Consider the following 15,088-nt stretch of genomic DNA (forward strand, 5'->3'; position numbering starts at 1 on the left):
GCCGGTGGTGGCGCGTGACGCGAGTCAGCCCGCGAGCGATGCGAGATCCCAGCGCGGCTTCACCGTGAACGCGTAGTCGGCATTCGCCTGTTCGGGCCAGCGGCCGAGCCGCAGCGCGCCCGCGAGCGCGATCATCGCGCCGTTGTCGGTGCAGAGCGCGAGATCGGGGTAGTGCACGTCGAAGCCGCGCTTGGCCGCGGCCGCCGACAGTGCCGCGCGCAACTGGCGGTTCGCGCCGACGCCGCCCGCGACCACGAGGCGCTTGAGCTTCGTCTTCTTCAGCGCGGCGAGCGACTTCGCGACGAGTACGTCGACGGCCGCATCGACGAAGCCGCGCGCGAGGTCGGCCTTCGCGCGTTCGAGCGCTTCGCCGTCGAGCTTCGCCGCTTCGAATTTCTTCATCTGCGTGAGCACGGCCGTCTTCAGGCCGCTGAAGCTGAAGTCGAGATCGCCCGAATGCAGCATCGGGCGCGGCAGCACGACCGCGCCCGGCGTGCCCGTTTCGGCGAGCTTCGATACTTCCGGGCCGCCCGGGTAGCCGAGGCCGATCAGTTTCGCGGTTTTGTCGAACGCTTCGCCGGCCGCGTCGTCGAGTGTTTCGCCGAGCGTCTCGTACACGCCGACGTCGGTCACGCGCATCAGCTGCGTGTGGCCGCCGGACACCAGCAGCGCGACGAACGGGAACGGCGGCGGCGCGTCGACCAGCAACGGCGACAGCAGATGGCCTTCGAGGTGATGGATGCCGACGGTCGGCTTGTTCCATGCGAGCGCGAGCGCATTCGCGATGCTCGCGCCGACCAGCAGCGCGCCAGCGAGGCCGGGGCCCTGCGTGAACGCGATCGCGTCGATGTCGTCGCGGCGCGTGCCGCTTTGGGCCATCACTTCCTCGAGCAATGGCAGCGCGCGGCGGATGTGGTCGCGCGACGCGAGCTCGGGCACGACGCCGCCGTAGTCGCGGTGCATCGCGATCTGCGAATGGAGCGCGTGCGCGAGCAGGCCTCGCTGCGTGTCGTAGAGCGCGAGGCCGGTTTCGTCGCAGGAGCTTTCGATGCCGAGAACGAGCATGGGTGAGGGCGGGGCACGCCGTTTCGGACGCGCCGCAGGTAGGTCAACGTAACCGGAAAGTATAGCAGGCGAGGGCAGGCGGCCGCTGGCGGCGGCCCGGGCCCGATGCCGGGCAGGTACAATCCGCGCCATGGAAACCTATGACATCGCCGTGATCGGCGCGGGCGCCGCCGGCATGATGAGCGCCGCGGTCGCCGGGCAGCTCGGCCGCCGCGTGGTGCTGCTCGATCACGCGCCGCGGCTTGCCGAGAAAATCCGCATCTCGGGCGGCGGCCGCTGCAATTTCACGAACCTGTACGCCGGGCCCGACAACTACCTGTCGTCGAATCCGCATTTCGCACGCTCGGCGCTCGCGCGCTATACGCCGCGCGACTTCCTCGGGCTGCTCAAGCGCCATCACGTGACCTGGCACGAAAAGCACAAGGGGCAGCTTTTTTGCGACCACGGCAGCGACGCGATCATCGACGTGCTGAAGCACGAGTGCGACGCGGGCGGCATCGCGTGGCGCCGGCCCGTCGTCGTCGACGCGGTGCGCCATGCGCCATCCGACGGCTTCACGCTCGACACGCAGCAGGCGGGGCCGATCGGTGCGCGCGCGCTGATCGTCGCGACCGGCGGCCTGTCGATCCCGAAGATCGGCGCGACCGACTTCGGCTACCGGCTCGCGAAGCAGTTCGGCCACAAACTTGTCGATACGCGGCCGGCGCTCGTGCCGCTGACGTTCGCGCCGCAGGACTGGGCGCCGTTCGCGCCGCTGTCCGGCGTATCGCTCGAAGTGCGCGTTTCGACCGGCGACAAGAAGCGCGGCGGCGAATTCGTCGAGGACCTGCTGCTGACCCATCGCGGGCTGTCCGGGCCGGGCATCCTGCAGATCTCGAGCTATTGGCAGCCCGGCGATCCGATTCGCGTCGACCTGCTGCCGCAGCGCGATACGGTGGCCGACCTGCTCGACGCGAAACGCACGTCGAAGCGCCAGATCGGTTCGCTGCTCGCCGACTGGGTGCCGTCGCGCCTCGCGCATGCGTGGCTCGACACGCATCGCGTCGCGGCCGACGCGCGACTCGCGGACCTGCCGGACAAGACGCTGCGCCAGATCGGCGACGCGCTGTCCGGCTGGACGCTGACGCCGAACGGCACCGAAGGCTACAAGAAGGCCGAAGTGACGAAGGGCGGGGTCGATACGCGCGAGTTGTCGTCGGCGACGATGATGAGCGCGCGCGTGCCGGGGCTGTTCTTCGTCGGCGAGGCGGTGGACGTGACGGGCTGGCTCGGCGGCTACAACTTCCAGTGGGCATGGGCGTCCGGCACGGCGGCCGGGCAGGCCGCGGCCGAGTACGCGCGCGGCGCCTGACGCGCCGGCCGGCGCCCGGTTGGCGGGGCCCGGCCCCGTGCCTTTGGGCAATCGCTCTGCTATACTCGGTAGTCTTTCCCTGCAAACCTTTATTCGTGTCGGATCATGACGATCATTCGCGTTAAAGAGAACGAGCCGTTCGAAGTTGCAATGCGTCGCTTCAAGCGCACGATCGAGAAGAACGGTCTGCTGACCGAGCTTCGCGCGCGCGAGTTTTACGAGAAGCCGACCGCAGAACGCAAGCGCAAGAAGGCTGCTGCGGTGAAGCGTCATTACAAGCGTATTCGCAGCCAGACGCTACCGAAGAAGCTGTACTGAACGATTGGGCGCCGCGCGGTTCGCTGAGCGGCGCACCGGCGACTCCGTGCGATCGGGTGCGATCGCGCAACCGATCAGGCGGCGAGTCGCCGATGCCGGATTCGAGCAACCCGCTTGAGACACTGTCCCAAGCGGGTTTTTGTGTTGACGCCCGTTCGCGGGCGTCGGATTCACGTTTCCATCCCGGGTGAAAGATGAGTTTGAAAGAGCAGATCAGCGAAGACATGAAGGCCGCGATGCGCGCGAAGGACAGCGAGCGCCTGGCAACGATTCGCCTGCTGATGGCCGCGATCAAGCAGCGCGAAGTCGATGACCGGGTCACGCTCGACGACGCGGGCATCACGGCCGTGATCGACAAGATGATCAAGCAGCGCAAGGATTCGATCAGCCAGTTCCAGGCGGCCGGCCGCGACGATCTCGTCGCGAAGGAGCAGGCCGAGCTGACCGTGCTGGGCGGCTACATGCCCGCGCAACTGTCGGACGCCGAAGTGGCGGCCGAAGTCCAGGCGGCGGTCGCGCAAACCGGCGCAGCCGGCCCGCAGGACATGGGCAAGGTGATGGGCGTGCTGAAGGCCAAGCTCGCCGGCCGTGCCGACATGACGGCCGTTTCCGCGCAGGTCAAGGCCGCGCTCACGAAGTAAAACCCGTTCCCGGCGCGCCCAGCGATGCGTGCGCCGGGAGTCGTATTGTCTTTTTTCGCTCGATCCCACGGTGATTCCGCATTCGTTCCTGCAGGATTTGCTGAACCGCGTCGATATCGTCGACGTGGTGGGCCGGTACGTGCAGCTCAAGAAGGGCGGCGCCAACTTCATGGGGTTGTGCCCGTTCCATAACGAGAAGAGCCCGTCGTTTACCGTCAGTCCGACCAAGCAGTTCTATCACTGCTTCGGTTGCGGCGCGCACGGCACGGCGATCGGCTTCCTGATGGAACATGCGGGGCTCACGTTCCCGGAGGCCGTGCAGGAACTCGCGCAGTCCGTCGGCCTGACCGTGCCGCACGAGCCGTCGATGCGCGGCGGCGGTGGGGGCGGCGGCGGTGGCGGCGACTATCCGGCGCCCGTGTCGAAATCGGTGGCGACCGCGCTGTCCGACGCGATGACGGCGGCGTGCGACTACTATCGCAAGCAGTTGCGCGGCGCGACCGTTGCGATCCAGTACCTGAAGAACCGGGGCCTGACCGGCGAGATCGCCGCGCGCTTCGGGCTCGGCTATGCGCCGGACGGCTGGCAGAACCTCGAGGCCGCGTTCCCGGACTATCGCGACGAGTCGCTCGTCGAGGCGGGGCTCGTGATCGTCAGCGAGAAAACCGACGCGCAGGGCGTCGCGCGCCGCTACGACCGGTTCCGCGAGCGGATCATGTTCCCGATCCGCAACGTGAAGGGGCAGGTGATCGGGTTCGGCGGCCGCGTGCTCGGCAGCGGCGAACCGAAGTACCTGAACTCGCCCGAAACCCCGCTGTTCAACAAGGGCAGCGAGCTGTACGGGCTGTTCGAGGCGCGCCTCGCGATTCGCGAGCGCAAGTACGTGCTGGTCGTCGAAGGCTACATGGACGTCGTCGCGCTCGCGCAGCTCGGCTTTCCGAACGCGGTCGCGACGCTCGGCACCGCGTGCACGCCGATTCACGTGCAGAAGCTGCTGCGCCAGACCGACACGGTCATTTTCAGTTTCGACGGCGATTCGGCCGGGCGGCGCGCGGCGAGGCGCGCGCTCGAGGCATGCCTGCCGCATGCGGGTGACAACCGGACGATCCGGTTCCTTTTTCTGCCGGCCGAGCACGATCCGGACAGCTACGTGCGCGAGTTCGGCGCGGAGGCGTTCTCCGAGCAGGTCGAGCGCGCGATGCCGCTGTCGCAATTTCTGTTGAACGAAGCGATTGCCGGCAAGGCGCTCGATCAGCCGGAAGGCCGCGCGAAGGCGCTGTTCGATGCGAAGCCGCTGTTGCAGGCGCTGCCCGCGAACGCGTTGCGCGCGCAGATCATGCACATGTTCGCCGATCGCCTCGATATCCCGTTCGAGGAGGTCGCGGGGCTGTCGGACGTCGACACGCGCATCGCGACGCCGCCGCGCCAGGCGCCCGCGCGCAGCGAGCGGCGCCGCGTGACGGACAGCGAAAAGCGCGCGCTGCGCACGCTGGTGATGCATCCGCGCGTCGCATCGCAGCTCGACGACGAACAGATTGCGACCCTGCGCGCGCTGCCGCGCATCGGCGAGCTGTTCGCGGAAGTCGTCGATCATGCGCGTGCGCTGGGCGAAGGCGCGGAGTTCCGGCTGCTGTCGGATGTCCTGAGGACGTCCTCGAACGGGGCGACTTACGAGGAAATCTTCCGCGAAATTCTGGACTATGATGAAAACGTCCGCGATTTGCTGTTACAGAATCCGGAAGACGAGACGGTGCCCGAGCGGCAACGTGAGCAGGAGCGGATTGCGGGGGAGGAGCTGCAGGCAGCGGTGCTCAAGATGCGCTATGACGCCTGCTGCGACCGGCTGGACAGGCTGGCGCGGCAATCCACCTTCACCCCCGAGGAATTGGCCGAATTGACGGAATTGAACCAGCAGCGAACCGACATGAAGCGTCGGCTCGGGCTGTAGGCGGCCGGGGCGCTTAGAGAGGGCTCCCCAGCGTGCTATAATATAAGGTTTCCAGCGGTTTGTTTTCTAAGCAGAGGCGAGAATCGCGATGGCAAAGACGACAGGCGGAAAGAAAGCAACAGGCAAGGGCTCGACGGAGCCGACCAAGAAGGTCACAGCGGCCAAGTCTGCTTCTTCCACCAGGACAACGTCTTCAGCCACGTCAGCCCCTGCAGGAAAGAAAACCGCGGCCGGCACTGCTCAGGCTGCGCCGGCGCCGGCAGCCAGAACACGGGCTGCCGCCAGACCCGACTCCGGGCCGGCCAAGCCGGCGGCGAAGCGGGCAAGTGCGAAAAGCGCAAGGGACACGACTGCCGACGCGGACGAAACGGCAGTACGTACTACTCATGCACCCACGGTTCAACCGGCTGTCGTCCAGCAGCCGCGAGTCGATATAGCCGGTACGGCGAACTCCATGACCAAAAAGCTGAACGAAGTATCCGTCGAAGACGACGCAAATCAGAGCGACGAGCAGCCCGCAGCCGCGGCTGCACCGGGCAAATCCAAGGTGCGCGATCGTCGCGCCAAGGAAAAGGCGCTGCTGAAGGAAGCGTTCGCGACGAGCACGCCGGGCACGGCCGAGGAGCTCGAAGAGCGCCGCGTGAAACTGCGCGCGCTGATCAAGCTCGGCAAGGAGCGCGGCTTCCTGACGTACGCCGAAATCAACGACCACCTGCCGGACAACTTCACCGAGACCGAAGCCCTCGAGGGCATCATCGGCACGTTCAACGACATGGGCGTGGCGGTTTACGAGCAGGCGCCGGACGCGGAAACGCTGCTCCTGAACGACAACGCGCCCGCCGCGTCGTCGGACGATGAAGTCGAAGAGGAAGCGGAAGTCGCGCTGTCCACCGTCGATTCGGAATTCGGCCGTACGACCGATCCGGTCCGGATGTACATGCGCGAGATGGGCACGGTCGAGCTGCTCACGCGCGAAGGCGAAATCGAGATCGCGAAGCGGATCGAGGACGGCCTGCGCCACATGGTGATGGCCATCTCCGCGTGCCCGACGACGATCGCCGACATCCTCGCGATGGCCGAACGCGTCGCGAACGAAGAGATCCGCGTCGACGAGCTCGTCGACGGCCTGCTCGATCCGAATGCTGCGGACGCCGCCGATACGGACGGTTTCTCCGCGAAGGAAGCGGAAGCGATCGAGAACGAGGACGAGGAAGCCGAAGAGGAAGAGGAAGAAGAGGAAGAGGAGGAAGACGACGGTGCCGCGCAGGCATCGGCGAACGCCGCCCAGCTCGAAGCCCTCAAGCGCGCGTCGCTCGAGAAGTTCTCGCAGATCAGCGAGTGGTTCGACAAGATGCGCCGCGCATTCGAGAAGGAAGGCTACAAGTCGAAGGCCTACCTGAAGGCGCAGGAAACGATCCAGAGCGAGCTGATGACGATCCGCTTCACCGCGCGTACCGTCGAACGCCTGTGCGACACGCTGCGTGCGCAGGTGGACGAAGTGCGTCAGGTCGAGCGTCAGATCCTGCACATCGTCGTCGACAAGTGCGGCATGCCGCGCTCGGAATTCATCGCGCGCTTCCCGGGCAACGAGACGGATCTCGACTGGGCCGAGAAGATCACCGCGGAAGGCCATTCGTACAGCGCGGTGCTGTCGCGTAACGTCCCGGCGATCCGCGAACAGCAGCAGCGCCTGCTCGACCTGCAGGCGCGCGTCGTGCTGCCGCTGAAGGACCTGAAGGAAACCAACCGTCAGATGGCGGCCGGCGAACTGAAGGCACGTCAGGCGAAGCGCGAAATGACCGAGGCCAACCTGCGTCTCGTGATCTCGATCGCGAAGAAGTACACGAACCGCGGCCTGCAGTTCCTCGACCTGATCCAGGAAGGCAACATCGGCCTGATGAAGGCGGTGGACAAGTTCGAATACCGTCGCGGCTACAAGTTCTCGACCTATGCGACGTGGTGGATCCGTCAGGCCATCACGCGCTCGATCGCGGACCAGGCGCGCACGATCCGTATTCCGGTTCACATGATCGAAACGATCAACAAGATGAACCGCATCTCCCGGCAGATCCTGCAGGAAACCGGTCTTGAGCCGGATCCGGCAACGCTCGCCGAGAAGATGGAGATGCCGGAAGACAAGATCCGCAAGATCATGAAGATCGCGAAGGAGCCGATCTCGATGGAAACGCCGATCGGTGACGACGACGATTCCCATCTCGGCGACTTCATCGAGGACACCAACACGGTCGCGCCGGCGGATGCCGCGCTGCATGCCAGCATGCGCGACGTCGTGAAGGACGTGCTCGATTCGCTGACGCCGCGCGAGGCGAAGGTGCTGCGGATGCGTTTCGGTATCGAGATGAGCACCGATCACACGCTCGAGGAAGTCGGCAAGCAGTTCGACGTCACGCGCGAGCGGATCCGTCAGATCGAGGCCAAGGCGCTGCGCAAGCTGCGTCACCCGAGCCGTTCCGACAAGCTGAAGTCGTTCCTCGAAGGGAACTGATTTCCAGCGTCTCCGTTACGAACGCCGCCGGTATCCGCATGATGCCGGTGGCGTTCGTTCCCTCTGTCGTCTTTGTTGTTACAATGCCGGCCCGGCTTCGTTGTCGGGGTGGCGTGTAGCACGCCGCGCTTCTCGTCTGGGCCCCTAGCTCATGCTTGGTTAGAGCAGCGAACTCATAATTCGTTGGTGCCGGGTTCGACTCCCGGGGGGCCCACCAGATTACGTTCCTCGAGCGATCGCGGAACGTTGTGCCGTTAAGCATAAAATGGCCACCTGGACAGGTTATGCTTTATTGTCCGTTGGGCCAAGTTATGCTTTAACGGCTAGAGCACCGCCGATCCACCTCAGCATCCCTCCCTCTAGGCCTACAAGCCTCGCTGCGACGCCAGACTGCCCCGCGGCCAGCTCCACGCTGATCTCTTCTCTACCGACTTCGCTCGAACTCTCAACGGACCGACGATCCGGTCCTTCACTAGAAAACGTCCCCATACCTGCAAGTACGCCATCGCTGCTCACTGGACGCTTCCAGCGGGCTTCACTGATATGGGCAAGGGCAAACCAAGCCGCATCGCCTCAGGCCGCCCGTGGTGCGGCTTGATAGCCCTTTCTGCGTGCACCGTCGACAACTGGCCTGGAGTTGATCAGGGCGAGCCTCGTTTTCTACCGACACTATGCGGATGTTGTGCGGAGCATGCGCCTCATGGAATCGCCGAGACGCGATATAGAAACGCCCGCCTGTTGGGACGTTGTGCAGGGAAGATGACTCGAGCTGGTGCGTGGTCCACACGGCGACCCTGCGGGATGTGTACTGCATGTTCGACTGTTCGAACAGCATTGCGTGAGGCTGTTTTGCGGTTTGCCGCTTCACGCGTCAAAACCGCCTGCCTTTCTCGATGACTACGTGAGGCGAGCCATGAACAGGTAAGTCCTGCGGCAATACGGCGCTGAGATAGGATTGACGCTTGTGCTCATTTGCGCTTCAGAGTAATCGAGGAGGTTTCCAGCCGGAATTTCACGTGCAATCAAATCGATCGTCTGAACACGACAGGCTTACCACCCACGATCTGCTTCGTCATCCATGCCGCCAGAGCTGAGTCGAGGTAGTCCGCGTGACCGGGAAACCACTCGAAAAGGCGCAGGCCAAGATCTTGTCCCTGTTCCGAGCCGGGCCGGCCTTCCCCGAGCGCAGCCTCACGTCACCTGGCGAGCTGTTTCAGAGTGCCGCCCCACTTTGAGCGAAGCGTAGGTGTTTGCTCCGCGATACTTAAAGGTCGAGAACCAGCTCTGCGGACTTCGCACGCGACACGCAGACCATGATCTGTGTTCCTTTCTCGTCGTCGCGCAGCACCATGTCTCGATGATCCGCCTCCCCTGAGCACAACGCTGTCTTGCACGAGCCGCAGGTACCGCTTTCGCACGAACTTGGTACGCGCACATTCGCGTCGCGCAGCACCTCGAGGATCGAGCGATTGGCGGGAATTTCGAACGACGTGCCGCTGCGCGAGAGACGCACCGTGAACGGCGTGTTTTCGCGCGCGTTCGTATTGGTTGCACCGAAGCTTTCGAAGTGAACCGTGCCCGACGGCCAATGGCCGGTCATGTCCCGAACGGTATCCATCAGCGCCTGCGGACCGCAGCAGTACACATGTTGCGCCGGCTTCGACTTCTCGAATACGGACCAGAAGTCGAACGCTTTCGTCGGGTCGCCGTGATCGTGATGAATCTTCACGTCCGAACGCCATTCGTCGCTGGTCAGTTCATCGAAGAACGCCGTGCCTTCCGGATCGCGGGTGAGGTAGTACAGCCTGAACGAACGCAGGCCTTCCGCTCTTAACTGCCGCGCCATCGACAGCATCGGCGTAATACCGATGCCGCCCGCGACGAGAATGAATGACTTTGCGCGCTTATCGAGGGGAAACTCGTTGCGGGGCAAAGAGACTTCCACGGCGTCACCCTCGGACGTATCGTCGATGAAGCTTATCGAGCCGCCGCGTCCGTTGCTGTCACGCTTCACCGCGATGACGTAGCGATTGCGCTCCTGCGAGTCATTGCACAGTGAATACGTGCGTCGCGAACCGTTGGGCACCGCCACGGTCAAGTTGGCGCCTGCCTCGAATGGCGGCAGCGGCGCGCCTTGCGGATCGGTCAGCTCAAAGCTCCAGATGTCACGGGCGATCTTCTCCTTACTTGCAATCTTCAGACGAAGAAAACCGTCTTCCTGGGGGGTAGTCATGCCTGTCTCCTTCTAACCGACCTGGTTTTGTGTTGCGTCAACATGGATGGTATCATATTACTAGATATCTAATGATGCAAGTCAAAAAAATCGATTCTTTGGGATCCCGCTCTCGGTATAAACCCTCGCTTGCCAGCGACATAAAGTCACCGTAACCTGAATATTAGATCTCTAGTTATACGGTGCGAGGAAAGTGATTCCTGCCGGTATCCAGAGCGAAATTCGGAGACATTCAGTCATGGCACATTCAACGTTGCACTCCGGGGACATATCCCTGTCTGCCGTAGCCGACTCGGCGGCGGAGGAGGCGACATACCGCAAGATCACGTTAAGGCTCATGAGCTTTCTGTTCCTGTGCTGGGTCCTCAACTACCTCGATCGCGTCAATGTCAGCTTTGCGCAGTTGCAGCTGAAACACGATCTGGGGTTGAGCGACGCGGCCTACGGGCTCGGCGTGAGTCTGTTTTTTATCGGCTACATCCTGCTCGAAGTGCCAAGCACGCTGTTGTTGCGGCGCATTGGCGCCCGCAAGACCGTCACGCGGATCATGCTGCTGTGGGGCGCCATCTCCACTGCCATGGCGTTCATGACGGCTCCATGGCAGTTCTATCTCGCCCGGACGCTCCTTGGCGCGGCCGAAGCGGGCTTCTGGCCCGGCATCATCCTCTATCTCTCGTACTGGTACCCGTCGAAGCGCCGCGCTCGTATCACGTCGCGGTTCCTGCTGGCGATCGCGGTTGCGGGGATTGTCGGCGGTCCGCTTTCCGGGTTCATCCTGCAAAACTTCATGGACGTCTGGGGTTTTCGCAACTGGCAGTGGCTGTTCTTCCTTGAAGGCGTGCCTGCCGTGATTGCGGGTGTCGTTGCTTACTTCTACCTTATCGACCGGCCGCAAGATGCGAAGTGGCTGACCGAGGATCAAAAGCGGATCGTGATTGACGCGCTCGACGAGGAAGGTCGCAGCAAGCCGCATAACTCGCCAAGCACGCTCCTCGCCGCACTGCGCGACCCGCGCGTGTACGTGATCGCTGCGGGCTGGGCTACGGTGCCCATCTGCGGAACCATCCTCAACTACTGGACGCCCACAATTATCAAACAGTCAGGCGTTTCCAATCTGTTGCAGATCGGCTTCCTGTCGGCGCTGCCTTACATCGTCGGCGCGGTTGCCATGCTGCTGATCGCACGCAGTTCCGACCTGCGGCTCGAGCGCCGCTGGCACTTCGTGCTGTCGACGACAGCAGGCGCCACCGGCGCGGTGCTCCTGACGGTTCTGACTCACAACTCGGTTGCCGCCATCGCGTGCCTGAGTCTCGTTTCGGTGAGCTATTTCGCGGCCGCAGCCATTATCTGGACCATTCCACCGAATTACCTGCAAGGCGCGGCGGCCGCCGGCGGTATCGGCGTGATCAGCAGTCTGGGTCAGGTGGGCGCCTTCTTCGCACCAATCGTCCTCGGCTGGGTGAAGAGCGTGACCGGCAGTTTCTCGGCCGGCATTCTGCTGGTCGCGGCGCTTGTTTTCATCGGCGGCATTGTCGTCTTCTTCTGCGTGCCGCGCGAGCGGCAGGCGCAGCGATCCGGCGCGTGACATTGCACGTGACGGACCGCATTTTGACAGTCAGACAGGAGCAGGAATGAGCAAGCTTCAACTTTCCATCGCCGTAGGCAACTACGACCGCATGCGGCCGCTGATCGACGGCGACGTGCAGATCGACGGTGTCGATCCCGTGTTCATGCTGCAGGACCCGGAGGAAATCTTCTTCCGTGCGTTCCGGCACGCGGATTATGATATTTGCGAGCTTTCGCTTAGCAGCTATTCGGTGAAGACGGCCGCGGGCACCTCGCCCTACATCGCGGTGCCGGTCTTTCCCTCGCGCGCGTTCCGGCACAGCTCGGTCTACGTGCGTTCCGACCGCGGGATTGACCGGCCCGAGGACCTGAAGGGCAAACGCATCGGCGTGCCGGAATACCAACTCACCGCCAACGTCTGGGTGCGGCTCTTTCTCGAAGAGGAATACGGCGTGAAGGCGTCGGATATCCGCTGGGTGCGGGGCGGCTACGAGGATCCGACGCGCGTTGAGAAAATTTCGCTCAAGCTGCCTGACGGCGTCGTGCTCGAAAATGCTCCCGAAGGGCAGACGATCTCGAATCTGCTGGCCGACGGTGAGATTGACGGTGTGATCGGACCGCGTGCGCCGTCGTGCTTCGACCGTGGGCATCCGAAGGTCAAGTACCTTTTCGATGATCCGCAGAAGAGCGCCGCTGAATGGTACGAGCGCAGGAAAGTCTTCCCGATCATGCACACGCTGGGCATTCGAAAGACGCTCGCGGATCAGCACCCGTGGCTGCCCGGCGCGATTGCGAAGGCGTTCGAGCAATCGAAGGAAGTAGCGCTGGCCCGTTTGAGCGACACCTCGGCGACCAAGGTGACGCTGCCGTTCATCGAGGATCAGTTGCGCAATGCGCGGCGATTGATGGGGCACGATTTCTGGTCGTACGGATTCGCGAACAACGAACACGTAATCGACCGGTTCCTCGCGCAGCACCACGCCGAGGGACTGTCGAGCCGTCGCCTGCAGCCTGCCGAGCTGTTCCACCCGGCCAGCCTCGAGCGATTCAAGATCTGATCCCCCCGGCGGTTGCTCGTATCATCGCGCATCCGGCAGGCGCCGGGTGCGCGACGGATGCGCGACGGATGCGCGACTTCGCGGCACGGTGCGGACATTGCACCAGGCGCACCTTCTGAGCGGTCCGAGCGCTGCGGTCCAGCGCCTCTCGCGCGGGCTAAAGCGCTATGATTGTCACCGGTCTGGTCACAATAACAGCGAGGAAGGCATGGCAGCAGCACGTACTGCAGGCAAGGGCAAGGGCGGGGTCATGAGCGATGACCCTATTCTGCGGCACTGGCGCGAGGCGGTTCCGGATGATCGTCTCGCTCACCTGGTGAAGGATGCGGGCCGCGCGATGATTCGCGGTCTGCAAATGCGCCTGGCGCAGCATGAAGTCTCGTTTGGCCACTGGGCGTACCTGCGCGTGCTATGGGTCACCGACGGGCTTACGCAGAAGGAGCTGAGCGACGAGACCGGGACCACCACACCCACCACGTTCAGTGCGGTGTCGGCAATGGAAAAGCTCGGCTATGTCGAGCGCCGCTACGAGCCCGGCAATCGCAAGAACACGCACGTCTATCTCACGCCGCGTGGCCGGAGTCTGAAAAAGAAGCTCGTCCCGCTCGCTGAAGAGGTCAACGAAATTAGCGTCAGGGGCCTGAAGACCACCGAGATCAACGTGGCGCGGAAGGTTTTGCTGACGATCATCGAGAATATGGCGCGCGACGAATCCGAGTCGGATGACCCGGCGCTGCGCATTCCGTCGACTCGGGAAGTAGGCAATCTGATCGCCGCGCGCGGGGAAGAAATCGGCCAGGATTGAAGTGTGGCGCAGCGCTAGATGTCATTCCCAAGTAGCAAATTTATTAAAGATCTAATAATATTGGCGGGCGTGCCAGGTCGCCGACAGGCACGACGGCAGGCCACGGCATGCTGCTCCCTCGCTAAAAAAATACGGATCTGGAATGGATGGAATGACCCGCGCGGCGATGACGCGCAACGTCCGCGATGCGCTCGCGGAAGATATCGGCGAGGCCGACTGGACATCGCTACTGATCGACCCCGACGCTTCAGCTGAAGCCGTCCTGACCGTACGCGAACCCGCTCTGTTGTGCGGCAGACCGTGGTTCGACGAAACATTCCAGCAGGTCGACCCGCGCATCACGATTGAATGGTTGGTCGGCGAAGGCGAGCGGATGCACGAAGGGCAGGCCGTCTGCCGGATCGCTGGTCTGGCGCGCGGTATGCTCACCGCCGAGCGCACCGCGCTCAACTTCATTCAGTTGCTTTCGGGCGTGGCCACCGAGACAAGCTTGATGACGCAGATCGTCGAAGGCACGTCTGCGCGGATTCTCGACACACGCAAAACGCTTCCGGGATTGCGCCTCGCGCAAAAATACGCAGTTCGTGTTGGCGGCGGCGAAAACCATCGCCGAGGGCTGTACGACGGCATTCTGATCAAGGAAAACCACATCGCGGCGGGCGGGGGCATTGCTTCGACGCTGCGCGCCACGGAAGCATTGGGTGCAGGTGTGCCGGTGCAGGTCGAGGTGGAGACGCTCGATGAGTTAAAGGAAGCGTTGGCTGGGGGCGCTGCGGCGATTCTACTCGACAATTTCTCGATTGAGGCGATGCGCGAGGCTGTGCGTGTCACCGCAGGGCGCGCCGAGCTTGAAGTCTCGGGCGGTGTGACCGAGCAGACGCTGCGAACCATTGCCGAGACCGGCGTGGACCGTATTTCGCTAGGTAAGTTGACGAAGAACGTCAGGGCGATTGATTTTTCACTTCGCTTCGCGGAGTTTGCCGGGTGACGGGGCGGGCGCTCACGTGTGCGCCCTAAAGGGAGCCTAACCGAACTTTTGTGTGTGAGGCATAAACTGATGGCCAAGGAGCCACGTTATGCCACGCAAACGCAAGGAAGAAGTGCCGGTAGAACCGGGCAAGGGCTTGAACCTGGACCCGGAACTCATCAAGCAACTGGTGCCCGGAACGCTGGATCGGGCTTCGATCAACGAGCAATTCGCGGCCCTGAAGAAGGCGATATTCGAGCGCGCGCTGGGCGGCGAACTGACCCACCACCTGGGCTACGAGAAGGGCGAAGCCAAGCCGGTAGGCCGCACGAACCATCGCAACGGCACCAGCCGCAAGCGCATCGCAACCGACAATGACCTGCTCGACGTCGAGATTCCGCGCGACCGCGAAGGCACGTTCGATCCGGTACTGATCGCCAAGGGCGAGCGACGCTTCACAGGCTTCGACGACAAGATCATTGCGATGTACGCCCGCGGCATGAGCGTGCGGGAGATTCAGGGCTTCCTGCTGGAGATGTATGGCATCGAGGTGTCGCCGGACTTCATCAGCACGGTGACTGATGCCGTGATCGACGAAGTGCGCGAATGGCAGCAGCGACCGCTCGAGCC

At 63.4% G+C, this 15,088-nt stretch carries 12 protein-coding genes, 1 tRNA gene and 1 pseudogene; 11 read left to right on the top strand and 3 right to left on the bottom strand.

Annotated features, from left to right (window positions below):
- Nucleotides 1–24: 24 nt before the first annotated feature.
- Nucleotides 25–1,065: a tRNA (adenosine(37)-N6)-threonylcarbamoyltransferase complex transferase subunit TsaD gene (gene tsaD, locus DFS13_RS37795; protein ID WP_006496003.1), complete on the bottom strand. Its 1,041-nt coding sequence runs from the start codon at nt 1,063–1,065 to the stop codon at nt 25–27.
- A 130-nt stretch (nt 1,066–1,195) separates the two neighbouring features.
- On the opposite strand from tsaD, the gene DFS13_RS37800 reads away from it, so the two are divergent.
- From DFS13_RS37800 to DFS13_RS37825, 6 genes are all read left to right on the top strand, one after another.
- A complete protein-coding gene (locus DFS13_RS37800) occupies nt 1,196–2,416 on the top strand; it encodes an NAD(P)/FAD-dependent oxidoreductase (protein ID WP_006496002.1) in 1,221 nt (406 codons plus the stop codon).
- A 105-nt stretch (nt 2,417–2,521) separates the two neighbouring features.
- The gene (gene rpsU, locus DFS13_RS37805; protein ID WP_006479415.1) at nt 2,522–2,734 is read left to right on the top strand and encodes a 30S ribosomal protein S21; all 213 of its coding nucleotides are present in this window, start codon (nt 2,522–2,524) and stop codon (nt 2,732–2,734) included.
- Nucleotides 2,735–2,928: 194 nt separating this feature from the next.
- The gene (locus DFS13_RS37810; protein WP_006489061.1) at nt 2,929–3,375 is read left to right on the top strand and encodes a GatB/YqeY domain-containing protein; all 447 of its coding nucleotides are present in this window, start codon (nt 2,929–2,931) and stop codon (nt 3,373–3,375) included.
- A 70-nt stretch (nt 3,376–3,445) separates the two neighbouring features.
- Nucleotides 3,446–5,323 carry a DNA primase gene (gene dnaG / locus DFS13_RS37815; RefSeq protein WP_034202633.1) on the top strand — a complete coding sequence of 626 codons (1,878 nt, stop codon included), beginning with the start codon at nt 3,446–3,448 and terminating at the stop codon, nt 5,321–5,323.
- Nucleotides 5,324–5,411: 88 nt separating this feature from the next.
- The gene (gene rpoD, locus DFS13_RS37820) at nt 5,412–7,829 is read left to right on the top strand and encodes an RNA polymerase sigma factor RpoD (protein WP_077020949.1); all 2,418 of its coding nucleotides are present in this window, start codon (nt 5,412–5,414) and stop codon (nt 7,827–7,829) included.
- Nucleotides 7,830–7,967: 138 nt separating this feature from the next.
- A tRNA-Ile gene (locus DFS13_RS37825) sits at nt 7,968–8,046 on the top strand.
- A gap of 805 nt (nt 8,047–8,851) precedes the next feature.
- On the opposite strand, the pseudogene DFS13_RS41040 reads toward DFS13_RS37825, so the two are convergent.
- Both DFS13_RS41040 and DFS13_RS37835 read right to left on the bottom strand, forming a co-directional pair.
- Nucleotides 8,852–8,980 (bottom strand): annotated as a pseudogene (locus DFS13_RS41040) (hemerythrin); the annotation flags it as partial.
- Nucleotides 8,981–9,093: 113 nt separating this feature from the next.
- Nucleotides 9,094–10,062: a PDR/VanB family oxidoreductase gene (locus DFS13_RS37835; protein WP_011881597.1), complete on the bottom strand. Its 969-nt coding sequence runs from the start codon at nt 10,060–10,062 to the stop codon at nt 9,094–9,096.
- A 238-nt stretch (nt 10,063–10,300) separates the two neighbouring features.
- Here DFS13_RS37835 and DFS13_RS37840 point away from each other — a divergent pair, with 238 nt between their 5' ends.
- The 5 genes from DFS13_RS37840 to DFS13_RS37860 form a co-directional block, all read left to right on the top strand.
- Nucleotides 10,301–11,647: an MFS transporter gene (locus DFS13_RS37840; RefSeq protein ID WP_012217397.1), complete on the top strand. Its 1,347-nt coding sequence runs from the start codon at nt 10,301–10,303 to the stop codon at nt 11,645–11,647.
- Between the two features lie 46 nt (nt 11,648–11,693).
- Nucleotides 11,694–12,686, top strand: coding sequence for an ABC transporter substrate-binding protein (locus DFS13_RS37845; protein ID WP_011881599.1), 993 nt, complete (start codon nt 11,694–11,696; stop codon nt 12,684–12,686).
- A gap of 208 nt (nt 12,687–12,894) precedes the next feature.
- Complete coding sequence (locus tag DFS13_RS37850; RefSeq protein WP_011881600.1) at nt 12,895–13,491, top strand: MarR family winged helix-turn-helix transcriptional regulator; 597 nt, start codon at nt 12,895–12,897, stop codon at nt 13,489–13,491.
- Between the two features lie 142 nt (nt 13,492–13,633).
- Nucleotides 13,634–14,479 (top strand): carboxylating nicotinate-nucleotide diphosphorylase, encoded by an 846-nt coding sequence (nadC, locus tag DFS13_RS37855; protein WP_011881601.1) that lies wholly within the window; start codon nt 13,634–13,636, stop codon nt 14,477–14,479.
- An 88-nt stretch (nt 14,480–14,567) separates the two neighbouring features.
- On the top strand, nt 14,568–15,088 hold a 521-nt coding region (locus tag DFS13_RS37860; protein ID WP_258399121.1), incomplete at its 3' end, for a transposase.

This window comes from Burkholderia sp. 28_3 (genome assembly GCF_003253915.1).
GTDB lineage: Bacteria > Pseudomonadota > Gammaproteobacteria > Burkholderiales > Burkholderiaceae > Burkholderia > Burkholderia cenocepacia.